26 protein-coding genes and 1 pseudogene are annotated in these 25495 nt (G+C 65.9%); 11 read left to right on the forward strand and 16 right to left on the reverse strand.

Annotated elements, in window-relative coordinates:
* Window positions 1-8 precede the first annotated feature (8 nt).
* Window positions 9-671, forward strand: a complete 663-nt coding sequence (locus tag B4393_RS16435) for an LppM family (lipo)protein (RefSeq protein ID WP_078334993.1) — start codon at window positions 9-11, stop codon at window positions 669-671.
* Here the strand turns inward: B4393_RS16435 and metF are convergent.
* Entirely contained in the window at window positions 646-1626 is a 981-nt protein-coding gene (gene metF, locus B4393_RS16440) for a methylenetetrahydrofolate reductase [NAD(P)H] (RefSeq protein WP_078334994.1), read from the reverse strand. The two genes, B4393_RS16435 and metF, sit on opposite strands and share 26 nt — an antisense overlap.
* Before the next feature lie 140 nt (window positions 1627-1766).
* Between metF and B4393_RS16445 the strand changes: the two genes are divergently transcribed.
* Both B4393_RS16445 and B4393_RS16450 read left to right on the forward strand, forming a co-directional pair.
* Window positions 1767-2810, forward strand: a complete 1044-nt coding sequence (locus B4393_RS16445; RefSeq protein WP_078334995.1) for a polyprenyl synthetase family protein — start codon at window positions 1767-1769, stop codon at window positions 2808-2810.
* Window positions 2811-2865: 55 nt separating this feature from the next.
* Window positions 2866-4371 carry an alpha-(1->6)-mannopyranosyltransferase A gene (locus tag B4393_RS16450; protein ID WP_078335127.1) on the forward strand — a complete coding sequence of 502 codons (1506 nt, stop codon included), beginning with the start codon at window positions 2866-2868 and terminating at the stop codon, window positions 4369-4371.
* Here the strand turns inward: B4393_RS16450 and B4393_RS16455 are convergent.
* A complete protein-coding gene (locus tag B4393_RS16455) occupies window positions 4368-4772 on the reverse strand; it encodes an Rv2175c family DNA-binding protein (RefSeq protein WP_078281483.1) in 405 nt (134 codons plus the stop codon). The two genes, B4393_RS16450 and B4393_RS16455, sit on opposite strands and share 4 nt — an antisense overlap.
* An 82-nt stretch (window positions 4773-4854) precedes the next feature.
* Between B4393_RS16455 and B4393_RS16460 the strand changes: the two genes are divergently transcribed.
* Window positions 4855-5295, forward strand: coding sequence for an SRPBCC family protein (locus tag B4393_RS16460; RefSeq protein ID WP_070935063.1), 441 nt, complete (start codon window positions 4855-4857; stop codon window positions 5293-5295).
* Window positions 5296-5334: 39 nt separating this feature from the next.
* Window positions 5335-6648 (forward strand): protein kinase domain-containing protein, encoded by a 1314-nt coding sequence (locus B4393_RS16465; RefSeq protein WP_078334996.1) that lies wholly within the window; start codon window positions 5335-5337, stop codon window positions 6646-6648.
* An 8-nt stretch (window positions 6649-6656) separates the two neighbouring features.
* On the opposite strand, the gene B4393_RS16470 is transcribed toward B4393_RS16465, so the two are convergent.
* The 7 genes from B4393_RS16470 to B4393_RS16500 all read right to left on the reverse strand — a co-directional run bounded on the left by B4393_RS16470 (window position 6657) and on the right by B4393_RS16500 (window position 13002).
* On the reverse strand, window positions 6657-8045 hold the full coding sequence (locus tag B4393_RS16470) for a class II 3-deoxy-7-phosphoheptulonate synthase (RefSeq protein WP_070936753.1): 1389 nt from the start codon (window positions 8043-8045) through the stop codon (window positions 6657-6659).
* A gap of 34 nt (window positions 8046-8079) precedes the next feature.
* Window positions 8080-8574: a polyadenylate-specific 3'-exoribonuclease AS gene (locus tag B4393_RS16475; protein ID WP_070935067.1), complete on the reverse strand. Its 495-nt coding sequence runs from the start codon at window positions 8572-8574 to the stop codon at window positions 8080-8082.
* Window positions 8575-8583: 9 nt separating this feature from the next.
* Window positions 8584-9882: a glycosyltransferase 87 family protein gene (locus B4393_RS16480; RefSeq protein ID WP_078334997.1), complete on the reverse strand. Its 1299-nt coding sequence runs from the start codon at window positions 9880-9882 to the stop codon at window positions 8584-8586.
* Between the two features lie 124 nt (window positions 9883-10006).
* Window positions 10007-10747 carry a lysophospholipid acyltransferase family protein gene (locus B4393_RS16485; protein WP_078334998.1) on the reverse strand — a complete coding sequence of 247 codons (741 nt, stop codon included), beginning with the start codon at window positions 10745-10747 and terminating at the stop codon, window positions 10007-10009.
* A 140-nt stretch (window positions 10748-10887) separates the two neighbouring features.
* The gene (locus tag B4393_RS16490; RefSeq protein ID WP_078335128.1) at window positions 10888-11274 is read right to left on the reverse strand and encodes a hypothetical protein; all 387 of its coding nucleotides are present in this window, start codon (window positions 11272-11274) and stop codon (window positions 10888-10890) included.
* Window positions 11271-12542: an ArsA family ATPase gene (locus B4393_RS16495; RefSeq protein WP_078334999.1), complete on the reverse strand. Its 1272-nt coding sequence runs from the start codon at window positions 12540-12542 to the stop codon at window positions 11271-11273. The genes B4393_RS16490 and B4393_RS16495 overlap by 4 nt, the downstream gene beginning before the upstream one ends.
* 19 nt (window positions 12543-12561) lie before the next feature.
* A complete protein-coding gene (locus tag B4393_RS16500; protein WP_070936755.1) occupies window positions 12562-13002 on the reverse strand; it encodes an SRPBCC family protein in 441 nt (146 codons plus the stop codon).
* An 82-nt stretch (window positions 13003-13084) separates the two neighbouring features.
* On the opposite strand from B4393_RS16500, the gene B4393_RS16505 reads away from it, so the two are divergent.
* Window positions 13085-13513: a nitroreductase family deazaflavin-dependent oxidoreductase gene (locus B4393_RS16505; protein ID WP_078335000.1), complete on the forward strand. Its 429-nt coding sequence runs from the start codon at window positions 13085-13087 to the stop codon at window positions 13511-13513.
* Here B4393_RS16505 and B4393_RS16510 read toward each other — a convergent pair whose 3' ends face one another.
* A complete protein-coding gene (locus B4393_RS16510) occupies window positions 13514-13909 on the reverse strand; it encodes a polyketide cyclase / dehydrase and lipid transport (protein WP_078335001.1) in 396 nt (131 codons plus the stop codon).
* Window positions 13910-13990: 81 nt separating this feature from the next.
* On the opposite strand from B4393_RS16510, the gene B4393_RS16515 reads away from it, so the two are divergent.
* Window positions 13991-15802: an AMP-dependent synthetase/ligase gene (locus tag B4393_RS16515; RefSeq protein WP_078335002.1), complete on the forward strand. Its 1812-nt coding sequence runs from the start codon at window positions 13991-13993 to the stop codon at window positions 15800-15802.
* Here B4393_RS16515 and B4393_RS16520 read toward each other — a convergent pair.
* From B4393_RS16520 to B4393_RS16540, 5 genes and pseudogenes are all read right to left on the reverse strand, one after another.
* A pseudogene (locus B4393_RS16520) lies at window positions 15781-16121 on the reverse strand (class I SAM-dependent methyltransferase); the annotation flags it as partial. The gene B4393_RS16515 and the pseudogene B4393_RS16520 overlap by 22 nt on opposite strands.
* A 25-nt stretch (window positions 16122-16146) precedes the next feature.
* A complete protein-coding gene (locus B4393_RS16525) occupies window positions 16147-17304 on the reverse strand; it encodes a glycosyltransferase family 4 protein (RefSeq protein ID WP_078335003.1) in 1158 nt (385 codons plus the stop codon).
* 19 nt (window positions 17305-17323) lie between these two features.
* A complete protein-coding gene (locus tag B4393_RS16530) occupies window positions 17324-18487 on the reverse strand; it encodes a hypothetical protein (protein WP_078335129.1) in 1164 nt (387 codons plus the stop codon).
* Window positions 18488-18519: 32 nt separating this feature from the next.
* Window positions 18520-19608 (reverse strand): peptidoglycan hydrolase RipC, encoded by a 1089-nt coding sequence (ripC, locus tag B4393_RS16535; RefSeq protein ID WP_269087569.1) that lies wholly within the window; start codon window positions 19606-19608, stop codon window positions 18520-18522.
* A gap of 235 nt (window positions 19609-19843) precedes the next feature.
* Entirely contained in the window at window positions 19844-20065 is a 222-nt protein-coding gene (locus tag B4393_RS16540) for a hypothetical protein (protein ID WP_078335005.1), read from the reverse strand.
* A gap of 113 nt (window positions 20066-20178) precedes the next feature.
* Here B4393_RS16540 and B4393_RS16545 point away from each other — a divergent pair, with 113 nt between their 5' ends.
* Window positions 20179-20910: a class I SAM-dependent methyltransferase gene (locus tag B4393_RS16545; RefSeq protein ID WP_078335130.1), complete on the forward strand. Its 732-nt coding sequence runs from the start codon at window positions 20179-20181 to the stop codon at window positions 20908-20910.
* 36 nt (window positions 20911-20946) lie between these two features.
* On the forward strand, window positions 20947-22752 hold the full coding sequence (locus B4393_RS16550) for a DEDD exonuclease domain-containing protein (RefSeq protein ID WP_078335006.1): 1806 nt from the start codon (window positions 20947-20949) through the stop codon (window positions 22750-22752).
* Here the strand turns inward: B4393_RS16550 and trpD are convergent.
* The gene (trpD, locus tag B4393_RS16555) at window positions 22727-23794 is read right to left on the reverse strand and encodes an anthranilate phosphoribosyltransferase (RefSeq protein ID WP_078335007.1); all 1068 of its coding nucleotides are present in this window, start codon (window positions 23792-23794) and stop codon (window positions 22727-22729) included. The genes B4393_RS16550 and trpD overlap by 26 nt on opposite strands.
* 190 nt (window positions 23795-23984) lie before the next feature.
* Between trpD and ctaE the strand changes: the two genes are divergently transcribed.
* Window positions 23985-24605 carry an aa3-type cytochrome oxidase subunit III gene (ctaE, locus tag B4393_RS16560; protein ID WP_078335008.1) on the forward strand — a complete coding sequence of 207 codons (621 nt, stop codon included), beginning with the start codon at window positions 23985-23987 and terminating at the stop codon, window positions 24603-24605.
* Window positions 24606-25493 (forward strand): cytochrome bc1 complex diheme cytochrome c subunit, encoded by an 888-nt coding sequence (gene qcrC, locus B4393_RS16565; RefSeq protein ID WP_005086661.1) that lies wholly within the window; start codon window positions 24606-24608, stop codon window positions 25491-25493.
* The last annotated feature ends 2 nt before the right edge of the window (window positions 25494-25495 follow it).

The following is a 25495-nucleotide window of genomic DNA, read 5'->3' on the forward strand; positions in this document are numbered from 1 at the left end:
GAGGGCGGGTGGCGCGGATCACCGCTGTGCTGTTGTTGACGACGCTGCCGCTGCTGTCGGGATGCGTGCGCGTCAAGGCCTCGATGACCGTCACCACCGACGATCACGTCTCCGGCCAACTGATCGCCGTCGCCAAACCGCAGGGCAAGAACGACAAGGGCCCCCAGCTCGATCGCAACATGTCCTTCGCCCAGAAGGTTCAGGTGAGCGATTACGAAGAGAACGGCATGGTGGGGTCCCGGGCCATCTTCAACGACCTGACCTTCGCGGAGGTCCCTCAGCTGGCCGGGATGAACAAAAACGCCGCCGGGTTCGACCTGACCCTGCGACGCAATGGCGACGCGGTCGTCCTGGAAGGCCGTGCCGACCTCACCGCACTGGGCGACAACTCAAACGCCGATGTGTCGCTGGCCGTGTCCTTTCCCGGTGATATCGAATCCACCAACGGGGAAATGCTCGGCTCCGACGCCGTGCAGTGGAAGCTCAATCCCGGTGTGGTCAGCACCTTTACCGCTACAGCTCGCTACACCGACCCCAGTACCCGCTCGTTCAACGGTGCCGCGATCTTCGTGTCGATCGCCGCGCTGCTGGTCGGGGCGCTCGTCGCCTCCATGGCCTGGCTGGCCCGTGACCAGTCGCCGCGGTTTACGCCCGACCAGTTCCCGGAGTAACCCGCACCCCGAGGTTCTCCAACACCTCGGATGTCGCCCGGGCGAAGTTGAGAGTCATGAAGTGCAGGCATGGCACACCCTCGGCGAGCAGCCGGGCGGCCATCGCGGTGGTGACCTCGACACCGACCTTGCGCACCTCGTCGCGGTCCTCGTCCGGACCGTCCCCGGCGGCCCTGAGTAGCCGTTCCTCCAAGGCGGCGGGCAGCGTCGATGAGGAAAGCTCCACCTGCCGGCGCACCGAACGCAGTGAGGTGATGGGCATGAGCCCCGGGATGATCGGCTTGGCGCCCTGCTCCGGGTCGGTCGCGATCACCCGGTCGCGCAGCCGCAGATAGTCGTCGACATCGAAGAACATCTGGGTGATGGAGTACTCGGCTCCCGCGCGGAGCTTGTTCACCAGATTGGCGGTATCGCTTTCCAGGTCGATCGCCTGCGGGTGGCCCTCGGGGAAGGACGCCACGCCGACATGGAAATCACCGAGGTCCCGAACCAGTTGCACCAGTTCCGTCGCGTACGTCAGCCCGCCGGGGTGAGGAATCCATTCCGCATTGACATCTCCAGCCGGATCGCCGCGCAGCGCAAGGATATTGGTGATCCCACGATCCACATACGCCCCCACCATGGCGCGCAGCTCATCGACGGTGTGTCCGACGGCGGTCAGGTGCGCGACCGGCAACAACGTGGTGTTCTCGGCGAGCTCGCCGGTCACCCGCACCGTACGGTCCCGGGTGGAACCACCTGCACCGTAGGTAACCGAGACGAACACCGGCTGATACCGTTCGAAAACTCTTGCCGCCCGCCACAAACGAGCCTCAGCCGCCTCGTCGCGGGGCGGCATGAACTCGACCGAGAACGGGACCTCGCCGGGCTGAACCGCGGCCAGTCGATCGGCGATCGACCCCGGATCCTGCAGCTCGGCGACCGGTCCATCACGGTCGAGCGGGTGAGTTGTCACTTGTCCAGGATAGGTGGGATTAGGCTGAGTTCACTCCCGGAGACCCTGCACGCATCCGGGACCCAGTTACGCACCGTGAAAGGACTCCCCCGCTGAGCGTCAATGTAGCCGCTGCCAACGCCCGGCACCTGACCGATGCGGTGAGCGACCAACTGAGCCAGTTCCTGGCCGAATGCCGTGAGCACACCGCGCATATCGGGCAGAACTACGAGCACGCCATCACCGCCCTGGACCAGTTTGTGCTGCGCGGCGGCAAGAGGCTGCGTCCGGCGTTCGCCTACTGGGGCTGGCGCGCGATCACCGACGACCCGGACCCGTGGAACCCCGAAGTGCTGCGGGTGTGTGCCGCGCTCGAACTGCTACACACCTGTGCGCTCATCCATGATGACGTCATCGACAGCTCCGCCACCCGGCGCGGCGAACCCACCATCCATGTCGAGTTCGCGGCCATGCACCGCGAGAACGGCTGGTCGGGCTCCCCCGAGCAGTTCGGAATATCCGCCGCGATCCTTCTCGGTGACCTGGCACTCACCTGGGCCGACGACATGGTCGTCGGCGCACAGCTCTCCCCGCAGGCTCACGCACGGGCACGAGGCATCTGGTCGATTCTGCGCAGCGAGGTCTTGGGCGGCCAGTATCTGGACATTCTGTCCGAATCCTCCGGTGACGAGTCCGTCGAAACCGCCCTGCGCGTGATCCGATTCAAGACCGCCGGCTACACCGTGCAGCGTCCCTTGCAGCTAGGTGTCGCGATCGCTGCCGAGAACCCGGAAATCTCACAACTTCTCGGCGATGTCGGACTGGATATAGGCGTCGCGTTCCAGCTTCGCGATGACGTGCTCGGCGTATTCGGCGACCCGAAGGTGACCGGGAAACCGGCCGGGGACGACCTCCGCTCGGGCAAACGCACCGTGCTGCTGGCCGAGGCCCTGCAGCTGGCGCGCCGAAGCGATAGCGCCGCCGAGGATCTGCTGCACTCCTGGATCGGCACCCCGCTCACCGATCAGCAGGTCGCCGAAATGTGTTCGCTCATAGTCGACTTGGGCGCACTGGCGGCGGTGGAATCCCGTATCGAGGAGCACACGCACCGCGCCCTGGACCAGTTGGCGAGCGCCGATATCGCCGACGATGCCCGCGACGCGCTATCTGACCTGGTCCGATTGGTGTCCAACCGGAGCGCATGATCACGTGAGCACATCGTCAAAGGCCGTGGAGCCTCCCCTGGAAAGCGCCGGATGGGTGTCGTCCTTCCTGCGGTCCGCCGCCGGACGCGCGGCCATCACCGGATTCGGTGGTGCTGTTCTCATCGCCATCGGCGGCCTGGGCGCGGGCAGCACCCGCCAGCACGACCCGCTACTGGAATCCGCGGGGCTGTCCTGGTTACGCTTCGGCCACGGCCTGGTGGTGTCCTCGGTCCTCATGTGGCTCGGGGTTGTGCTGATGCTGCTGGCTTGGCTCGGACTCGGCCGACATGTCATCGCGGGCAAGGTAACCAAAGAGTCCCTGATGATCGTCATCCCGTGCTGGTTGCTGCCGCTGCTCACCTCGGTTCCGGTGTTCAGCCGGGATGCGTACTCCTATCTCGCGCAGGGCGCCCTGCTCCGCGACGGGTTCGACCCCTATGTAGTGGGCCCGGTCGAAAACCCGAATCCATTGCTGGAGAACGTCAGTCCGATCTGGTCCACCACCACGGCACCGTACGGGCCACTGTTCATCCTCATCGCGCGGTTCGTCACCCAGGTAATCGGCGACGATGTGGTGGCGGGAACCATGCTGCTACGCCTGTGCATGCTGCCCGGCTTGGCATTGCTGGTGTGGGCCACACCCCGAGTCGCCCAACACCTCGGCGCCAACGCCAGCAAGGCCTTGTGGATCTGCGTCCTCAACCCGCTGGTGATCATCCATCTCATGGGTGGCGTGCACAACGAGATGCTGATGGTCGGCCTCATGATGGCGGGCATCGCCCTTGTCCTTGAGCGACATCACGTTTGGGGTATGTCGGTGGTGGCCCTGGCGGTCGCCGTCAAGGCCACAGCCGGCCTGGCCCTACCGTTTTTGGTGTGGATCTGGATGCGCCGACTCATCGACCACACCGATGAGGGGCCGCCACAAGAAAAACGGCGGAGCCCGATAGCCGCGTTCGTGATGGCGTCGGCGGCCTCGGTCGCGATTGTCGTCGCGGTGTTCGCGGTGCTGTCCTGGATCGCCGGAGTCGGCCTGGGATGGCTGACCGCGCTGGCCGGTTCGGTGAAGATCATCAACTGGCTGACCGTGCCGACCGCCGTCGCCAACATCATCAACGTCGTCGCCGGATTGTTCGTCACCGTGAACTTCGACGCGCTACTGGAGATCACCCGCATCATCGGTGTCATCGTCATAGCCGTCAGCCTGCCGGTGGTGTGGTGGCGGCATCGCCACAACGACCGTGACGCGATGTGCGGGATCCTGTGGTCGATGGTCATCGTGGTACTCATGGCACCGGCCGCGTTGCCCTGGTACTACACATGGCCGCTGGCGATCGCGGGGCCACTGCTGCAATCGCGCGCCGCGATCGCCGCGATCGCCGGGTTCTCCACCTGGATCATGGTGATTTTCAAACCCGATGGCTCCCACGGCATGTACGTATGGATCCATGTGCTGATCGCCGCCACGTGCGCGGCCGTCGCCTGGCGGATGATCAATACCGCGCCGGAACCGCATGATCCGGAACCGGCCGTAGCGCCAGCCCCGGCGCCCGCCGCCTAGTACGCCATGGCCTGCGCCCGCCGCAGCACTTCGCGTGCCTGGTGGCCGTGCAACGCATCAACCGGGCGGGCCGCCTCGATTCGTTCCGTGGTGCCGTCCCGGCTCACGGTGAGCGACTCATCGCCGGTGAACAACCAGCGCATGATTTCGGGCTCGTGGAATCCCCCGTCCCGCAGCACGGACAGCAACCCGGACAAATGTTTCACGACCGGCCCCTCCGGGCTGAAAAAGATGACGGGAACCTTGATTTCACCATCGCGCCGCACCGCGATCAGCTCTCCGTCGCGCAGATATTGCTGGACCTTGCTCACCGTTACCCGTAGACGCACCGCCACCTCTTTGAGAGAGAACAGTGGCTCATCGGCGTCAAGTGTGTCGGCGACGTATGGAATTGCGCTCATGACGAATGACGCTAGTCGTCCGCCGCGTCACCGTCGCCCAAAAGTGTCCTCCGGGTGTGGTGACACGCGTAACCTTCGGACGGTGACGAGTTCCGGCGATCCGACATCGGTCACCCACAGTGAGTACTACCCCTACCCCGTCGAGAAGGTCTGGGATGTCCTCATCTCCTTAGAGCTCACCGCCTCACAGGTGAAAGAAGTGAACGATGCACCGGTTGAGGTCGGCGCGACGCGCGTCCTCATCACCCATCCCCAGCCCACGGTGGGATTCGATGGGGTGCTCCGCACCACCTACACCAGCGTGGTGCCCTGCGACCACATCGAACAGGTGCTGACCGCCCCTGGCATCGAAGTGACCTCGCGGTGGAATCTGCTCCCCGAGCCCGGCGGCACCCGGCTCCGCGTGACGTACAGCCGGTTCGACCCCGCCATCCCCCTGCACCGTCAATGGCGGACCATGCTGTTCTCCGGGGCCGGGCCAATGCTCAACTCCGTCCGCGAAATGCTCGACAAGCGACATTGACGGCGGGGTGTCCTCGCATCACTCGATACGATCGATGCGATGACATCGCCCAAGTCCCCGGCCAGCCGTCTCGATCCGATGATCGGCACGGTGCTCGACGGTCGGTATCGCATCGAGGCTCCGATCGCGACGGGCGGTATGTCGACCGTGTACCGCGGGCTCGACACCCGACTGGACCGCCCGGTGGCCGTGAAGGTGATGGACAGTCGCTACGCCTCCGACAGCGGATTTCTCGCACGATTCCGGCTCGAGGCGCGGGCGGTGGCACGGCTCCGTCACCCGGGCCTGGTCGCCGTCTTCGACCAAGGCATGGACGGTAAGCACCCGTTCCTGGTGATGGAGCTGATCGACGGGGGCACCCTGCGCGAGCTGCTGCGTGAACGCGGGCCCATGCCGCCACACGCGGTGGCCGCGGTGTTCAACCCGCTGCTGGGTGGTTTGGCGGTCGCACACCGCTCGGGCCTGGTGCACCGCGACGTCAAACCCGAGAACGTGCTGATCTCCGATGACGGCGAGGTCAAGCTCGCCGATTTCGGGCTGGTGCGCGCCGTGGCCGAAGCCGGAATCACCTCAACCAGCGTGATCTTGGGTACGGCGGCGTACCTGTCCCCCGAACAGGTGCGCACCGGATCCGCCGGCCCGCGCAGCGATGTGTACTCGGCAGGCATCCTGATGTACGAATTGCTCACCGGTGTAACACCATTCACCGGTGATACCGCATTGGCGCTGGCCTACCAACGCATCGATCGTGACGTGCCCGCGCCCAGCGAGACTATCGACGGCGTACCGGAGGAGTTCGATGAGCTGGTGCTGCGCGCCACCTCCCGCGACCCGGACGCGCGTTATGCCGATGCCGCGCAGTTCGGCGCCGAACTGGACGCCATCGCCTCGGAGCTGCGGCTGCCACCCTTTCGGGTACCCGCGCCCAAAGATTCCAAACAGCACGTCGCCGAGCAGCTCTACCGCAGCCGACTGATCGACGCCGGCGGTAGTACCACCGGCAACCTCAGCGCCCCCGACAAGTTCGAAGCGGCCGACGCCGCCTCGGCCGCGGCGGCCCTGGGCGTTTCACCGCGCCCGGGCACCTCGGCGCGACCCAGGGTGCCCAATCCCACGCGGATGATGGACCCGGTGCCCTCCTACGACCCCGAATACGATGAATACGATCGGGAATTCGACAGCGAGGCAGACGACTCGGCATTCTTCGCCGGCGTCGACGACTCCGACTACCGATACGAACGCCAACAGAGCCGGCGCGCGATCTTCATCTGGCTGGTGATCGTCTTGATCCTCACCGGGTCCGTCGCGGCGGGATGCTGGTCACTGGGTGCCAACATCACCCACCTGTTCTAGGCGCGGCCTCAGTCCCTGAGCATCTCCGCGACGAGGAACGCCAACTCCAGCGATTGCTGGGTGTTGAGCCGCGGATCGCATGCCGTCTCGTAGCGACCGGCCAGGTCGTCATCCGAGATGTCTTGTGCGCCACCGAGACACTCGGTGACGTTCTCACCGGTGATCTCGACGTGGATACCGCCCGGGTGGGTGCCGAGTGCGTTGTGCACCTCGAAGTAACCCTGCACCTCGTCGACGATCCGATCGAAATGCCGTGTCTTGTAACCACTGGGCGACTCGTGGGTGTTGCCGTGCATCGGGTCGCACTGCCAGACGACCTGATGGCCGGTGGCCTGCACCTTCTCGATGATCGGCGGAAGCAGATCGCGCACCTTCGAGTTGCCCATCCGCGAGACGAACGTCAGGCGGCCCGGCTTGTTGTGCGGGTCAAGGCGTTCCACGTATTCGACGGCCTGATCGGGCGTGGTCGTCGGACCGATCTTCATACCGATCGGGTTGGCGATGATCTCGGCGAAGGCCACATGCGCGTGATCGAGCTGCCGCGTGCGATCGCCGATCCACAGGTAGTGGGCCGACAGGTCGTAGAGCGCGGGCTCACCGTTCTCGTCCTCGGCCAAACGCAACATCGCCCGCTCGTAATCGAGCACCAGCGCCTCGTGACTCGCGTAGATCTCGGCGGTGTCCAGGTTGGAATCCGCCACGCCGCACGCGCTCATGAACTTCAGGCCGCGATCGATCTCGGATGCCAGCGCCTCGTACCGCGCACCCGCAGGCGAGGTGCGGACGAATTCGCGGTTCCAATCGTGCACCAAGGCCAGCGACGCCAGTCCCGAGCCGGTCACGGCACGCACCAGGTTCATCGCGGCGCTGGCATTGGCGTACGCGCGCACCAGCCGCGACGCGTCGTGCTCGCGCAGCGCGGCATCGGGGGCAAAACCGTTGACCATGTCACCGCGGTAGGACTTCAGCCCCAGCGCGTCGGTATCCGAGCTGCGTGGCTTCGCGTACTGGCCGGCGATGCGGGCCAGCTTCACCACCGGCATGCTGGACCCGTACGTCAGCACCACCGCCATCTGCAGCAGCGCGCGAATGTTGGCCCGGATATGCGGCTCGGTGTTGTCGGCAAAGGTCTCGGCGCAGTCGCCGCCCTGCAGCAGGAATGCCTCACCACGGGCCACCTGAGCCAGCTGGCCCTGCAAACGCTGAATCTCCGCGGGAACGGTGATCGGCGGCACGCTTTCCAGCACCGTCCGCATGGCTGCGGCCTGATTCGCGGGCCAGCTTGGCTGCTGAGCAGCGGGTTTGGCCAACGCAGCGGCGAGGCGGTCACGCAGATCAGCCGGGAGCGGCGGCAGCTCCGGCAATTGGTCGATAGGGACGTCGACTGTCCAGTTCACCACACCATCTTAACCGGCCCTCACCAGCGGATTTTTACCCGCCGTCGGGAGCCATCGCGCGGTAGCGGACCAGGTTGTATCGGGCATCGACCAAGGCATCGTGCGAGTCGGCAGGGCGTTTCGGTACATCCGGCCGGCCCAGGTCCTGCCACAGCTGCTTGAGCTCCAGGGTGAACCGCGGAATCGGGCGCGGGAGCGCCGTCATGGGCCCCCACAGCTGACACAACGCGACGTGGTCGTAGGCACCCACCCAGGCCCACAGCTCTATGGGGTCGGCCGGTCCGCCACCGTTCAGTCCGAGGAATTCGGCCAGCTCGTCGCGGATCTGCCCACGAGAGCGCCACAGTGGTGATGAGAGCGCCGGGAGTTTGGGCAGCACGTGCTGACGCACCCATGGGCCTGCCTGCTGCGGATCGAAGGCCGTGGATACCGCGTAATACTCGCGGCCGTCCTCACAGACCATCCCGATGGAGATGAGCTCGATGGTGCGGCCGTCGTCGATGAACTCGGTGTCGTAGAAATAGCGCACGCACGCCGCCTAGTTGTGTGCCGGAGTCGCCGGCGTCAGCTCATCGGCCCGCACTGATTCATCTTTCCGCACAGCCTCATTCGCCTCCCCTGGGTCTCTCCGCAGCCAGATCCAACTGGTCACGAGCACCCCGAGATGGACAAACACGTACAAGCTGGGAATCACGTCGTTCAGGACGCCTCCCGGCCGTAATGTCAGCGCACCGGAGTCCGGTGTCTTTCCACTCAGACTGGTGAACCAGGCCGCGAACACCACGCAGAACACCCACATGGTGACCACGGATGCCCGCTTGCCCAGCACGTAGCCGCGGTAGCCCAGGTGCACGACCAAGGGCACGAACCACACCCAGTGATGGCTCCAGCTGAACGGTGAGGCGGCCGCCGATGCCATGCCCACAATCGAGATCGCCAGCAACAGCTGGTTTCGCCGGTATGCCACGGTCGCGACCACCAGGCTCACCACGATCACCAGCACCGACAAGGCCGTAGCGGTCCCAGCAGACAGGTTCAGTCGCAGGAACAGCCCACTGATGCTGGTGCTGGCGGTGGGATCGCGGGTGATGCGGCTGATCTTTTCGAAGGAACGGTCCACCCAGTAGTAATGCGACGCCGACGGCAGGAATATGAAGCCCAGGCCGATGGTGACGATCAGCGTCACGGTGGCGACGACGGCCGCGCGAATCCGTCCCACCACGAAGAGGAAGACGATGAAGATCATCGGGGTCAACTTGATGCCGGCGACAATGCCGATGCCGACCCCGGCCAGTCTCCACCGTTTGGGCGCCAAGATGTCCGTCACCACCACGGCGAGGATGAGCAGGTTGATCTGCCCCAGCTGAATGGAGAGCCGCACCGGCTCAAGCCACGAAACCAATCCGATCAGCAGCGCCAGCAGCCCCCATAGCCCCGCCTTGACCGAGACGTTGAGCCAACGCAGCATGCGCCACACCGAATAGACCAGCAGCGCCGGGAAGACCACGAGCGACAGGACCTGAGCCGTGAAGTCGGTGATGAAAGCCAATGGGGTGAAGACCAGCGCCGCGAATGGGGTGTAGGTGAACAGCAGATCGTCGATCTCGCCGTTGCGTCCGATCGAGTACAGATCCAGCCCGTCCAGCACCCGCGTGCCGCCAAATCGATAAACCAGCACGTCGATCTGCAGCGCGTACGTCGGCCAGTGAATGAAGACGATCGCGTGCAGCAAGAGGGCGATCGCGAGGACGAGCGGGCCACCCCACGCAATCCATCCGGCGACTCGACGAGTGGAGCCGCCGGCCGCGATGGTGGTTTCGTCTATTGAATTCGGCACGGCCCTCGCATCTCTCAGTTCTCCCGCCGGTGGGGTCAAGAGTAGCGGTACCGGCACGGATAGCTGACCCACGCCCCACGACGAGGCGCCACCTCAGATGCAGGGAAGATGTGCCGACCCCGAATTAACCGGCAGCGCTCTCCGGCATGCGATCGGGTTGCTGAGCAGGGTCGGCGGGCTTCGGCTTGTCTGCTGCGTCTTTCTTGAGGGAGGCCGCGTAGATGTCGACGTACTCCTGCCCGGACAGCTGCATCAGCTCGTACATCACCTCGTCGATGACCGCACGTTCGATGAACCGGTTGCCGGCCATCCCGTCGAACCGCGCGAAGTCGAGCGGCTTGCCGATCTTGACGGTGACCTTGGAAAAGTGCCAGCGAGCGGTTCCCGGCGGGTTCATGACATTGGTGCCGACCATGGCGATGGGGATGACCGGCACGCCCGTTGCCAGCGCCATGCGCGCCAGTCCGGTCTTGCCCTTGTACAGACGTCCGTCCGGTGAGCGGGTGCCCTCGGGATAGATGCCCAACAGCTTGCCCTCACCCAGCAGCCGCTTCGCGGTGCCCAGCGCATTCTCGGCGGCGTCGGCACTGGTTCTGTCGATCGGCACCTGTCCTGATCCGCCGAAGAAGACCTTCTTGAGCCAGCCCTTGAAACCGGACTCAGTGAAGTACTCACTCTTCGCCAGGAACGTCACCCGACGCGGGGAGACCAGCGGAAGAAAGAAGCTATCGACCACGGCGAGATGGTTACCGGCCAAGATTGCCGGCCCGGACGATGGGATGTTCTCCAGACCTTCCACCTTCGGCCGGCCCATCAGCTGCAGGATCGGCCCCATGAAGATGTACTTCAGCAGCCAATAGAACATCGCCCATCCTCTCCCGATCCCCATCCCGAACTCCCATGGGGCTGGCGCCGAGCTTACCCTCGGCGACGGCGAAACTCCGTGGAGTGTTTAAGGTCCCGAAAAAATGGGACGTCATGTCCCAGAACAGACACGGATGCGCACTACTCGTCGATGTCAACCGGAATTGGTTGGTAGCCAGTCGATTGCGAGCTGGGCGGCGGGGGCGGGAAGGGACTGCGGTACTCGGGACCGGGCGCGCCGCCGTCGGGACCGTCCGGACCGCCCGCACCCTCGGCCTCCAGCATCGCCCGCACCACCATGACCAGTGCCAGGCTGTGTTCGGCGATCGTCGCCAACAGCGGATGGTGCTCACCCTCGACAAGGGCCGCCAGTGCGCACACCGGGCAGAACAGCTGATTGCATTTCCCGGGGGTGCCACCATCGGCGGCGGCACGTGCGGCCTGACGCAGCGCCGGATCAAGCTTGTCGAGGATCGAGGTGGCCAACGCCCGCAGCTCGGGGCCGAGCTCCGGATGGGTACCCGTCACGTAGGCCACACCTCCGGATCCGCTCTAAACCGTATGGTCAGCTCGCCACTGACGAGCCGGGCGTCGACAACCACACAGCGCCGCAGCACGGAGGCCAGCCGGACCCGCCGGCGCATCCCGTTTGCGCCGATGACCAGGTCATCTCCTACCCGGCCGAGGCTCAATGTGGCCGGGTCGATCTGCGGTAACTCTAGCCGCAACCGATAAACGGCGTCCGCGCCGGATCCGGATTCGTGTTCGACGACGGTGGCCAGCGGGGCCGGGGGCTTGGCGCCATCGCGGCGTCGCACCGCCTCGGCCAGTTCTCCGAGCGCATCCGGACCGATGGGCTCACGCGGCAGGTGCGGCACCAACAACATCTCGACATCCCCGATCGCCTCCCCCATCTCGTCGAGAACCGCCGACTGATCGGTGATGCGCTGCATGTACCAGCCAAAGGCCGGATGGTCAGGAAGATTGTGGTATTCGTACGAATCATCTTGAATAAGAACCTGATTGACGATCACCTGGTCGATGCGCACACCCATGAGCGCCAGCGCTCCCACGGTGCGGACAGCTTCCGCCACCACCACGCGTTCCGGTGTCAACACCAGATGCGCCCCCACCCGCTCGGGATCCGAGAGCAAGCCCGCGAGCCGATCCGCCGACGCCGCAACGCGTTCCAGCAGTTCGGCCAGTATCAGGGCGCGCGGCGAGCCGATACCGCCGAGCCGGCGATGCCGCGGCCAGGCGCGTTCGAGATACATCGCGAAGGTTCCGGGCAGGGTCAGCATCCGCAACGCGTCGGCCGTCGAGGCACAGTCGACCACGACGACATCCCATTCACCCGTCTCGGCGAGCTGCTGGACCTCATGCAGCCCAAGCATCTCCTGAACGCCGGGCAACGCGGAAAGCTCCTCTGGGGCAAGCGATCCGATATCCGATTCGGGATACTGCGCGGCGATTGTCCCGGCAATGTCTGCCCAACGCCGCTCCAGCAGGCCCAGGGTGTCCAGCGCCATGACGTCGAGCTGGCCCCCGTACGGATCCTCGATCACCCGCACGCAGTGCGCACCCGGGGACGGATCGACACGAACGCCGAAGACATCGCCCAGCGAGTGCGCCTGGTCGGTGGAAACCGCCAGCACCCGCCGGCCGGCACGCGCGTACCGCACCGCGGTGGCACCGGCCAGCGTCGACTTGCCCACGCCTCCCTTGCCAACGAAGAGGCCGATGGTGGCTGTCAACGGCGCGTGGACTTCGGGGGCGACGTCTTCGGGACGGGACATGAGCTCCTCCCCGACGTCGCTAGCGGTCAGATTCGACTCGCTTCTTCAGATCCTTGAGCGCGGAATCGGTGATCTTGCGTTCGGCCTTGCGCTTGAGCATTCCGATCATCGGAATTTGAAGGTCGACCGCGAGCTCATAGGTCACCTCGGTTCCAGACCCTTTGGCCGCCAAGAGGTATGTCCCCTCCAGCGAACGCAACAGGGAGCTTTCCGCCAGGGTCCAGCTGACCTTTCGGCCATCCGGGGACCACACATACTCCAGGACCTGGGTGTCCTTGAGAACACCGGCGTCCAACACCAACCGGGCCCGTTTGACCCTGCCCTCCGAATCGGTGTCGAGCACCTCGGTTTCCTTGTACTCCGACACCCATTCCGGGTAGGCGCCGATATCGGCGATCACCGCCATCACCTTGCCGGGCTCGGCATCGATGGCAATCGTTTGGGTAGTCTTCTCAGCCACCTGACAGACGCTACCCTTCTCGTTGGCGCTCGGATACTCCCATCCTGGCAATTCGCTGCGGCCCCACGAAGGAGAGACGCCCATGAGCCGTCTGGTGGCGAAGGTGCTCGGTGTGCACCAGCAGATCTACATCGCTTCGAAAGGCTATCTGGGTCATCGCGTTCCGGGGATGGCGCCGAGCCTGCTAGTGACCTCGATCGGCGCCAGGACCGGAGCGCAGCGGATCAACTCGCTGACCTATGTGCGGGACGGTAACAATCTCGTCATCGTGGCCTCGAACGGCGGCGCTCGGCGCAATCCCGCGTGGTATCACAACCTCAGGGCTCACCCCGATGTGCAGGTGCAGCTGGGCAGGGATAAGCGCCGGGTCCGGGCCAGCGCCCTACTACCCGGCGACGCCGACTATGAGCGGCTGTGGAAGTTGGCCGACACCAACAACTCTGGGCATTACAGCGCGTATCAGCGGGCAACCTCCCGCCCCATCCCGGTGGTCGTGCTCGCCCCAGCCTGATCAGGCCTGGGGTACCCACGACTCACCGATCGGCCGGCCGGCCTCGAGCTGCTGCTTGACCCCGAAGGCGAACCGTTTCCCGGCGACACGACGGGCATGATTGAGCTGGGCCAGATTCAGCTTGCGTGCCTGCGCGGCATTGGCGCCGGCAGGCTCCGCATGCAGGAAGTAGTGCAGGATCGCCCCGTCGAGGACGGGCTCCAGCCACACCTCCATCGTGCCGGTGAGCGGCCCGGCGACCGTCCAGCGGATGCCCTTCTCGCCGCGCTCCTCGACAACATTGAGCTGCAGGTCAGGCCACCAACGGCGCCAATCCGCGGGGCTGGAGATGGCGCGGCCGATGTCCGCGGGATCTGCGGCGATAAAGGTCTGATCGGCGACCTGGATGCTGTTCATCGCCGACAAGCTTAAGCCCCGCCGTCGAGGGAAATACGGCAACGCCTTCGACGATCTTGAGGCCACGACTAGTCTAGGCGGGTGCGAGAGTTCAGCGTTCCTGCCCCATTCACCGTCGAAGACAACGCATCGGTTGTTCATGCCGTCTACGACTACGAGCGTGAAGACCCCAACCAGGCGGCGTTCTCCCGTCTTGTCGACGGCACCTGGACGCCCGTCACCTACGCGGAGGCCGCGGCGGAGATCCGCGCGGTGGCCAATGGCCTCATCGCCAAGGGCGTGGCGCCCGGCGACCGCGTGGCCCTGATCTCCGCGACACGATACGAGTGGACGATCATCGACTACGCGGTGCTGTCGATCGGTGCCATCACCGTGCCGATCTACGAGACATCCTCGGCCGATCAGGTCCGCTGGGTGCTCCAAGATTCCGCCGCGGTGGTGCTGTTCGTGGAATCCGATGCCCATGCCAAGATCGCCGAAGAACTGGCACCGGAACTGCCCAACCTGCGCACCGTGTTTCACATCGCCAACTCGAGCGCACCCGCAGCCCTCGACGAGCTCGCCGCGGCGGGCACCGGGGTGGACCCCGCCGAACTCGACGGCCGGCTGGCCGCCATCAAGGCGACCGATCCGGCGACACTCATCTATACCTCCGGCACCACCGGACGCCCCAAGGGCTGCCAGCTCACCCATTCCAACCTGGTGTACGAAACCCGTGGTGCGCGTGCGGTTTTCCCCGACTACCTGCAAAAGGGCAGCCGAACACTGATCTTCCTGCCGCTGGCTCACGTGTTGGCACGCGGCATCGCGATGGCCTGCTTCCAGTCCAAGGTCAGCGTCGGATTCACCAGCGATATCAAAACCCTGGTGCCGACGTTCGGGGTCTTCAAGCCGACCTTCATCGTCTCGGTCCCCCGCATCTTCGAGAAGGTCTACAACACCGCTCGCCAGAACGCCCAGAACGACGGCAAGGGAAAGATTTTCGATGCCGCCGCCGATACCGCCATCGAATACAGCGAGGCGCTGGACAAGGGCGGCCCGGGCATCGTGCTGCGCGCCAAACGGGCCGCCTTCGACAAGCTGGTCTACGGCAAGCTGCGCGCCGCGCTCGGCGGCGAATGCGTGGCGTCGATCTCCGGCGGTGCCCCGCTGGGCGCCCGGCTGGGTCACTTCTACCGCGGCGTCGGCCTGACAATCTACGAGGGCTACGGCCTCACCGAGACGACGGCCGCCTGCGCGGTGAACGTCATCGGTGGTCTCAAGATCGGCAGTGTCGGAAGGCCATTGCCCGGTAACGCCGTCAAGATCGCCGAGGACGGCGAGCTGTTGATATCCGGTGGCGTGGTGTTCAGCGGTTACTGGAATAACGAGACCGCCACCAGCGAGTCGCTCGTGGATGGCTGGTTCCACACCGGCGATCTGGGGGCCATCGACGAGGACGGTTTCGTCACCATCACCGGTCGCAAGAAGGAAATCATCGTCACCGCCGGCGGCAAGAATGTCGCACCCGCGGTGCTGGAGGACCAGTTGCGCGCTCACCCGCTGATCAGCCAGGCCATGGCGGTGGGCGACAAGCAGCCCTTCATCGGCGCTCTCATCACCATCGACCCGGAGGCCATCGACGGCTGGAAACAGCGCAACGGCAAGCCTGCCGACGCCACCGTCGCCGACCTGGTTGAGGATCCCGATCTACTCGCGGAGATCGGGACCGCCGTGAAGGCGGCCAATCAGGTTGTCTCCCATGCCGAAGCAATCAAGAAGTTCCGGATCCTGCCGGTCGACTTCACCGAAGCCACCGGCGAGATGACGCCGACACTCAAGGTGAAGCGCAATGTGGTGGCCGAGAAGTTCGCCGCCGACATCGACGCGATCTACTCGGGGTCACCCGAATAACGAAGTCGGTACACGATGAAGCTGGGTGAGTCGACGACGTTGCGCAGCTCCACCTGGGCGAGCGGGCGTCTCCAAAAGTGCTGAGTCACCCAGACATCCGGCCTAGGTCCAGGTATCACTGACCAGCTGGCGCTGATCGGGCAGCGGGGCGCCAAAAGGATGGTCCCGCGCGAGGACCACCCATCCTCCAGGACGCGGGACCCGCACGAAGGAGGCGAGCGAACATGTCACGCCGTCGCGCTTGCGGCGTGAGGACTTCGGCCAGATCGGCCACCGGCAGACTGGCCCGGGAACCGCAGCGCTGACGAGCCTGATCGATGCTCTGCCGGGTCCACGAACCCAGGTTATGCGGACCCGCTGACCAGCTCCGCGAATCGGGCGGCATGGTGATCCCAGCGCCAGTTCTCGGTCACCCAGGTGCGCCCTGCCGAGCCCATCATGGCGGCACGCGCCGGATCGGACAGAATCTGGACGATCGCGTCGGTGATCGCGCGCACCGATCTGCCGTCGACGACGATTCCCGTTTCGCCATCGCGCACAGTCTCCGGTGCACCCCCCGAATCTCCGGCCACCACCGGCACACCGCAGGCCGAGGCCTCCAGGAAGACGATTCCCAGCCCCTCGACATCCAGCCCCGCCCCGCGCGTGCGGCAGGGCATCGCGAAGACATCTGCCATCGCGTGATGAGCGGGTAGCTCCTCCCATGGCACGCTGCCGGTGAACACCACATGCTCATCGACGCCGACGCGATTGGCCAATGCCCGCAACGGTTCCGCGTACGGCCCACCGCCCACGATCACCAGTGCCGCTCCATCCACACGTTCCCGGATCGCGGGCAGCGCCTCGATGAGCATGTCCTGCCCCTTACGCGGAACCAGCCGAGAGACGCACACGATGGTCGGCCGGTCGCCGAGCCCATAGCGACTTCGCAGTTCCTCGCGTGCGGCCCGGTCCGGGCGAAACCTATCGGTGTCGACACCGGCAGGCAGATGTTCCAGGGCGGCGCGCGGGCCGAAAGCTGAGGCGAAACGCCCGCGGGTGTAGCGGCTGACGTAGGTGATCACATCGGTGGTGTCCCCGATCTGCCGCAGCGCGGACCGCGCAACCGGGAGCATCGACCAGCCCACCTCGTGCCCATGCGTACTGGCAGCCGTCACGGAGGCCCCCGCCGCCTTCGCCGCCGAGGACAACAGCGCGAGCGGCGCGGCCGCGCCGAACCACACCACATCGGAACGCTGTGACGTGATGAGGTCCACCATGCGCTGGCGGACACCGGGACTGGGCAGCATCAGCGATGTCGGATGACGCACCACCTGGTACTCCGCGGCGGCGTCGTAACGCTCACACCCTTTCCACCGCGGTGCATAGACGGTGACCTCGTGCGATCCGGCCAGACGGGTCACCAGCTCCTGCAGGTACGACTGGATACCGCCGGGCCTGGGCGGAAAATCGTTGGTGACCAACAAGATCCGTTGCCGCTGGCCGCCAGGGTGAAATGTCACAGCACCTACCGTACTGGGCCTACCGTAGTGGACGGGTGCCGAGCCAGCTCTGCCACTGACGTACCAGCGTCGTCTCGTCGATGCCCAGCACCCGCTTGATCGCCTCGCCCTGCGCCTCCGGCACAATCCCGGCCCCGTACCGGTACAGCTGCACAAGCTTGGGCTCGCCGAAGGTTTCGGCGACGTACTGCGCCACCGACCAGGCCTCCTCGTAGGCCTGTGTTCGGCGCTCCCCCGGACTGTCGATGTCCTCGTCGGTGGGCAGATGATCCGGAATCCGACCCGCGGCAAGGGCATTCGCCAACGTCGGCGCGGCGTTGCGGAAGGGGGTACCGCTACCGCGACGGCCGTTGTAGTCGGCCACTCCCTCCACCAGCCACAGCGGCGCATGGTCTCCGGTGACCGTGCGGGCGGCAGCGTGGAAGAGCTCGTGGCGCAGCACCACACGGAACTGATCGGCCGGCAATCCGGCAGATCCGGGGGCGAATATCACCCGCTGCCCTACCGCGACTCCACCGTCGACCCGGTCGGCGACGGCCGCCCCGGCTATACCGTCGGTACGTTCGCCGCCGACAAGAGCGGCGAACTCTGCGTCGGTCCCCACCGCGACGAACAGGATCCCCGAATATCCTTGCGACCCCCAAAACGCCGACAGGGACGTCATGGCGCCGTCGATCTCGGCGACGATCCGCGGCGCGACCGCCGACCTGGGATGCCCGAGCACCACCACTTCCCTGTCCCCCGACCTCTTCCGCGTCTCCACCACCGGCGCGAACTGCCACGGCACGGCGATGTCGCTGGCGTCGAACAACCGCCAGGCATCGTTGTCACGCGACACCCCGATGGTGACGGGGCGCTGGACAGCAACCTTGTCCACCCCGCTGACCGCATAGAACAGCGACGCGTCGAGCTTCCATTGTTGTTGCGAGGCAATGGGATCGGCCGGAACCTCGGCGGCAGTTCGGTATTCGAACGTATCGGTCTTGAGCTGCGAGAGATTCGCCTGCAGTGTCAGTTGCGTTTCGATGAACGCGGGCTTGTCCGGGGCGAGCACGGCCCGCAGCGCCGCGGCATCGTTGGCACGCAGCGCCTGGGAATAGCGCATGAGCAGCGCTTGAATCGATGTGCGCGCATCATCGGCCGGTACGGCAGGTTGCGCCCGACAACCCCCGCACACGATCAGCAGGGCCACCGCGAAGAGCGGTGCGCAGCGCCTCAGTAGCGACGCGCGTTGTAGATCGGGCCGGACGACGTGATCGGCACGACCGCGACCGGAACGCCATAGGTGGAGGCGTGCACCATCATGCCGTTGCCGACATAGATACCCGTGTGTGAGGCATCCCCGTAGAAGTTGATGACATCACCAGGCTGCAGTTCACTCAGCGAAACGGGCGTACCGCCACGCGCCAGCGCCTGGCTGGAATGCGGCAGCGAGACACCTTGCTGACCGTAGGCCCACATGACCAGGCCCGAGCAGTCGAAGGCGTTGGGGCCCGAACCGCCCCATGAGTACGGCGCGCCGATCCGGGTCAGTGCGGCCGCGACGGCGTTCGCACCCACCGCGGATCCGCCACCGCCGATCGCGGCTTCCGGTGCGGGTGCCGCGGCAGCGGCCTGCATCAACGGCTCGGGCGCATCGGCGTCGCCCGGTTCCGCCAGAGGCGGTGGGGGCACGGGCGCCGGTGCCGCCAACTGCGCACGCTGACCGGGGCTCAGGGTGTTGTACTGCGACTTGACGACCGCGATCTGCACCTGCAGCTGGCTCTGCTTGGCCTGCAGCGAGGCACGCACGTTCTTGGCTTGCTCGGCGGCCACCCGCGCCGCCTCTGCGGCGTCACGGGACCGCTGCTCGGCCTCGTCGGCCGAAGCCTGGGCAGAGCGATAGTTGTCCATCCGGCTGCGCATCTCGCCGCCCACCGTGCGCTGCACGGACAGCTGATCGATCAGATTCTGCGGCGAATTGGACGTCAGCACGGCGCCGTAACCACTGGTGGTACCACCCATGTAGGCGGCGACCATGGCCTTGTTGACATCAACTTGGTAGGTGGACACCGCCATGCGCGCGGCCTTCGCGACGGCCTCGTCGGCGAGAACCGACTTCTCGGCATCGCGCTGAGCGGCCAGCTTGGCATCGAGATCGATTTTCGCCGTGTTAGCTGCCTCAGAGGTTGCCTCGGCCTGGCGAGAGAGCTCGTTGAGCTTCTTCACGGCGTCGTTGTTGGGGTCGGCGGCGGCGGTCTGTCCGCCCGCAAATACCCCTCCGACCAGCGCGGCAGCAGTCAGCGCGAGCATTGTGCGGCGCAGCGGAGAGGGCGTCAGTCGATCCGAATGATTTCGAAGAAGACGCCCGACACTCACTGACTACATCCCTTTACTGCAATTTGATCGCCACGAACCACGGCGCTGATAGGTCTCAGATAGGTTACGAAATGGCATCGGCGTTGTCCACCGCAGTGTGGAACGACGTCAACGTCGCGTAAGCGCCGGTTCTCCTCCCCGTTCCCGGGGCGGGCCATCACGTACCTCTTTCGAGTGTGCCTTATGCGACTCCGGCATCGGGCGTCTTCGCCGAAACAGGCGTGTCGTAGGTGCGCTGAATCGGCACCAAACGCAGCCTGGGTGCCATCCCGGCGTCAGCCAATACGGCCAGCGCGGCGCGCTCGTCATCGGCGAGTGTCTGGGGCACTCCTAACAGCACGCTGACCACGCAGTCTTCGCATCCCGGGCCGCGCATAGCGCAATCGTCACAATCAATGAGCATGGCTCCTCCTATCCCTTGAGTCGTTCTTTCAGGTTCGAGCGGACGGTAACCGCGCCCACCGACAAGTAGGCGTTCCCTGGCACGCTGGCGGTATGACCGAACAGCAGCAGCCAGTGCACACCGACCGGCGCCGGGCGGAGTCGTTCGGAGGCTCCGCCGACGCGTACGACAGTCACCGTCCCCGCTATCCACAGCCACTGATCGATGAGTTGATCTCCGGAGGGCGCCCGCATGCCCTTGACGTCGGAGCAGGCACCGGCATCGCGGCAGCACAGCTCGTCGCCGCCGGCGCCCAGGTGCTCGCTGTCGAACCGGACGCCCGGATGGCACGGATAACGGCCGGGAAGGGCATCGACGTCGAGGTGGCCACCTTCGAGGACTGGCAGCCGGCGGGCCGCACATTCGACCTGGTGCTCTTCGCCCAGTCCTTTCACTGGGTGGAGCCCACCGCTGCGCTACAGAAGGTGTTGACGGTGCTTGTCCCCGGTGGCCGGCTCGCGCTGGTGTGGAACCGCATCGAACCCACCGCGCCGGCCCAGGCCGACTTGGACGCCATCTACGCCGATTTCATGGACACCGCGAAGCGCCCGTCCATCGGCACCGAGGACACGGTGACTCCAATCATCGAGAAATCCGGATACCAGGTGCGGCATCTGCGCTTCGCGGAGCAGAAGCATTTCTCCACCCAGGCGTACCTGGACATGGTGTTCACCTACTCCAATCACCTCACGCTCGACCCGGCCGCACGCGGCGTGCTGCGGTCCCGCCTGGAAGAGACGATCGGAGACGACGGCGTCGACACCAAGAACGACGCACTCGCACTGATCTGCACCCCCGTGGCGTGATCTCTACATGTCAGTCCTGAGGCCTACGGTCACGTCATGACGCAGCTGACCTTCGACGAGGTGCACTCCTCGTCGGGGTCGGCGGCACAAGCGCTGCGCGACACCACCTTTGTGGTGGTAGACCTGGAGACAACCGGGGGCAGTGCGGAAAACGACGCGATCACCGAGATCGGCGCGGTGAAGGTGTGCGGCGGCGAGGTGCTCGGGGAACTGGCCACCTTGGTCGATCCGCAACGCTCGATACCGCCGCAGATCGTCCGCCTCACCGGCATCACCTCGGCGATGCTGGTGGACGCACCGCCGATCGAACAGGTGTTGCCGACATTTCTCGAATTCGCCCGTGGCGCGGTGCTGGTCGCTCACAACGCCGGTTTCGATATCGGGTTCCTCAAGGCGGCCGCACGGCAATGCGGAATCGACTGGCCCCAGCCCACCGTCTTGTGCACGGTGCGACTGGCACGGCGGGTGTTGTCGCGCGATGAGGCTCCCCGGGTCAGCCTGGGCGCGCTGGCTCAGCTGCTCGGTGCGTCCACCACCCCGAATCACCGGGCACTCGACGATGCCCGGGCCACCGTCGATGTCCTGCACGCGCTGATCGGCCGGGTGGGCAACCAAGGCGTCGACACCATGGGCGAGCTGCGGCGCTATCGCACCAACGTGCCCAACGCCTTACGCGACAAGCGCACTCTGGCCGATGGAATGCCTTACGCCCCAGGCGTTTACCTTTTCCGCGGACCGTCGGGCGAGGTGCTGTATGTGGGTACCGCGGTCAATCTGCATCGGCGGGTGCAGCAGTATTTCACCGGCGCCGACCCCCGTGGCCGGATGCGTGAGATGGTCACCATCGCGACCGGGGTGGACCACGTGACCTGTGCGCACCCCCTGGAGGCGGCGGTGCGCGAGCTGCGGTTGTTGGGTGCGCACGCACCGCCGTACAACCGGAAATCCCGATTTCCGCACCGCTGGTGGTGGGTGGTGCTCACCGAGGAGCCGTTCCCCCGGTTCGCCGTGGTGCGGAGCACCAACGGGCGCCCGATGCTCGGACCGTTTCGCGCACGCGGCGACGCGACCACCGCCGCCCTGACCCTTGCCCGATTCACCGGGGTGCGTACGTGCGCCACCCGCATCGGGGCCAACGGCCGGCACGGCCCCGCCTGTGACGGGCAGTCGTATCCACACGACACCGCCTCGCCCTGCCCCACCCCCGCCGGGGTGGACGCGGTCGAATACCGGGAGGGGCTCGGCACCGCGCTCGCTGTCCTCGCCGGCACCGAGGGACAGCCGCTGCACGCGATGTGCGACCGAGTGGCCGAACTGGGCGGCCTGCGGCGTTACGAAACCGCCGCACGACAACGCGATGCGACGGCCGCACTCATGGAGGCACTGGCCCGTCAGCATCGGCTGCACGCGCTCGCACGTCTCGAGGAGCTGATTGCCGCCCGTCCCGATGGCGAGGGCGGATGGCAGATTGCGGTGGTGCGACATGGCCAGCTCGCCGGGGCCGCGGTCGCCAGGCGGGGTGTGCCGCCGATGCCGGTAGTGGCGGCGGCCTCGGCGTCAGCGCAGGTGGTGCTGCCGACCCCGGAGCCGTTCGGTGGGGCCGCACCCGAGGAGACCGGGCTGATCACCCGCTGGCTGGCCGAGCCCGGGGTGCGCATCGTGTCATCGACGGACGGTTATGCCGAGGCGGCGGGATGTGCCGGATCGCTGCGGGACTGGGCGGCGGCGGCACGCAGTGCGCGCATGGCGCACGGTCCGCGGCGGGATGACTGGGGAATGGCCGAGCTGATCAAGATCGCCGACCCTACTCAACGACCTACTGTGCCCCGAGCCGCTGGCTGACGGCTATCCAGTTGTCCAGTAGCGCCGCGGCCGCCCCCGAGTCGATGGCGGTGGATACCCGGGCGAGCGCGTTCTCCCAGGCAGGTACCCATTGGGCGTCGCTGGCCAGCCCGGCGTGGGCAACCATGGCGCCCGCGGCGTTGAGTAGGACCGCGTCCCGTACGGCACCGGCGCGACCAGCAAGCACCGTCCGGACTTCGGCGGCGTTGAACGCGGGATCGCCCCCGACCAGCTCCTCCAGCCGAGCGCGCGCGAAACCGAAGGCCGCGGGATCAAATCGCAGTGTGTCGACGGTGCCCGCCTGCACCCGCCAGATGGTGCTGGTCGTCGTGGTGGTCAGCTCGTCGAGCCCGTCGTCACCGTGCACCACCAGCACACTGGACCCACGCCCCGCGAACACCCCGGCCATCACCTCAGCGAGGTCCGCGAACGCACAGCCGATCAGACCTGCCCGCGGACGTCCTGGATTCGTCAGCGGGCCAAGCAAATTGAATACCGTGGGGACGCCCAACTCGCGGCGCACGGACGACGCATACCGATACGACGGGTGGAAGTGCGGCGCGAAGCAAAATCCGATGCCGACCTCCGCAACACTGCGCGCCACTTGCTCGGCACCCAGGTCGATACGTACCCCTAACTCCTCGAGCGTGTCCGCTCCACCGGCCAGCGACGACGCCGCCCGGTTGCCGTGCTTGACCACTCGCACCCCACACGCCGCCACCACGATGGAGGCCATGGTGGACAGGTTCACCGTGTTGGCCCCGTCACCCCCGGTCCCCACGATGTCCACCGCGTCCGTGCCGATCGCGTCGGCAGCGTCCTGCGGGAACCGGAGCGCGTGCGCCAGCATGGTGTCGGCCAGCTCCCCGACCTCAGCTGAGGTCGGGCGCTTCATCCGCATGGACACTCCGAAGGCCGCGATCTGGGCCGGGGTAGCCGCACCCGTCATGATCTCGTCCATGGCCCAGGCCGCCTGCCCCGCCGTCAGGTCGCGACGGTTGGTCAGCTCCCCCAGCACCCGGGGCCACGAATGTTCCAGCACGCCGCAAATGGTCCCATGGACCAGGCGGCCACAACAAAGGACTAAATGCCTTCCAGGCCTGGCGCGACACGCCGTACGCAGGTCATCGACACCACTCTCATCAGAGGCCACACGTGTTGTGGAGAGTCGGTCACAAATCAATGTCGGACCCGAGTGGCTCTCGACAACTACAAAGCGTCATACTTACGACGTGACGACCGCAGCAGCCCCAGGATCGCCGGCGGGAACCGCCATTACCCAGCGGGTTCATTCACTGAACCGGCCCAACATGGTGAGTGTTGGCACCATTGTATGGCTTTCCAGTGAGTTGATGTTCTTTGCTGGACTCTTCGCCTTCTACTTCACCGCCCGGGCCCAGTCCGGCGGTAACTGGCCACCGGAGCCCACCGAGCTGAACCTGGGTCTTGCCATCCCCGTCACCGCCGTGCTGGTCGCCTCGTCCTTCACCTGTCAGATGGGCGTGTTTGCCGCAGAACGTGGTGACGTCTTCGGGCTGCGTCGCTGGTACGTCATCACCCTCATCATGGGCACCTTCTTCGTCCTGGGCCAGGGCTACGAGTACACCAACCTGGTCAAGGAAGGCACCACTATCGCGGGCAGCGCCTACGGTTCAACCTTCTACTTGGCCACCGGCTTTCACGGACTGCACGTTATCGGCGGTCTCGTCGCCTTCGTCTATCTGCTGATTCGCACCCGGATGAGTAAGTTCACTCCGGCCCAGGCGACCTCCGCGATCGTCGTGTCCTACTACTGGCACTTCGTCGACATCGTGTGGATCGCGTTGTTCGCCACCATCTACTTTGTCCGCTAAATGCCCGACGGCCCAAAGACCCAGCCCAGCCCGGTGAAGGGAGCACAACAGGTGAGCGTGGAGCCCGTAAAGGACACAGCCGCCAAGAATCGCGCACGCCGCAAGTTCCGCCGTCGCGTCTCAGCAGGTTTGCTGCTGCTGATCGCGCTGGTGGTTGCCGGCGGCTTGGCCTCTACCTTCACGCCCACCCCGCAGGTCGCGGTGGCCGACGAGGACAAGTCGGCTCTGCTGCGCACCGGTAAGCAGTTGTACGAGACCTCGTGCATCACCTGCCACGGCGCAAACCTCCAGGGTGTGCCGGACCGCGGGCCCAGCCTGATCGGCGTGGGCGAGGCCGCGGTGTACTTCCAGGTCTCCACCGGACGTATGCCGGCCATGCGTAATGAGGCTCAGGCCCAGCGCAAGGACCCGATCTTCGACGAGGAACAGACCGACGCCCTGGGCGCCTACATCCAGGCCAACGGCGGCGGCCCCCAGGTGATCCGCGACCGCGACGGCGCAGTGGCCCAGGAGTCGTTGCGCGGCAACAACATCGCCCGTGGTGGTGACCTGTTCCGTCTCAACTGCGCGTCATGCCACAACTTCACCGGCCGCGGTGGCGCACTCTCGTCGGGCAAGTTCGCCCCCGAGCTCGACCCCGCCACCGAGCAGCAGATTTACACCGCGATGCTGACCGGACCGCAGAACATGCCCAAGTTCTCGGATCGCCAGCTCACCGTTGATGAGAAGAAGGACATCATCGCCTACGTCCGCGCCTCGTCCGAGACCCCGGACCCGGGCGGTTACGGCCTGGGCGGCTTCGGACCGACGTCCGAGGGCATGGCCATGTGGATCATCGGCATCGTCGCCGCCATCGCCGCGGCACTGTGGATTGGAGCACGCGCGTGAGC

The sequence above is a fragment of the Mycobacteroides franklinii genome, from assembly GCF_002013895.1.
Lineage (GTDB): Bacteria > Actinomycetota > Actinomycetes > Mycobacteriales > Mycobacteriaceae > Mycobacterium > Mycobacterium franklinii.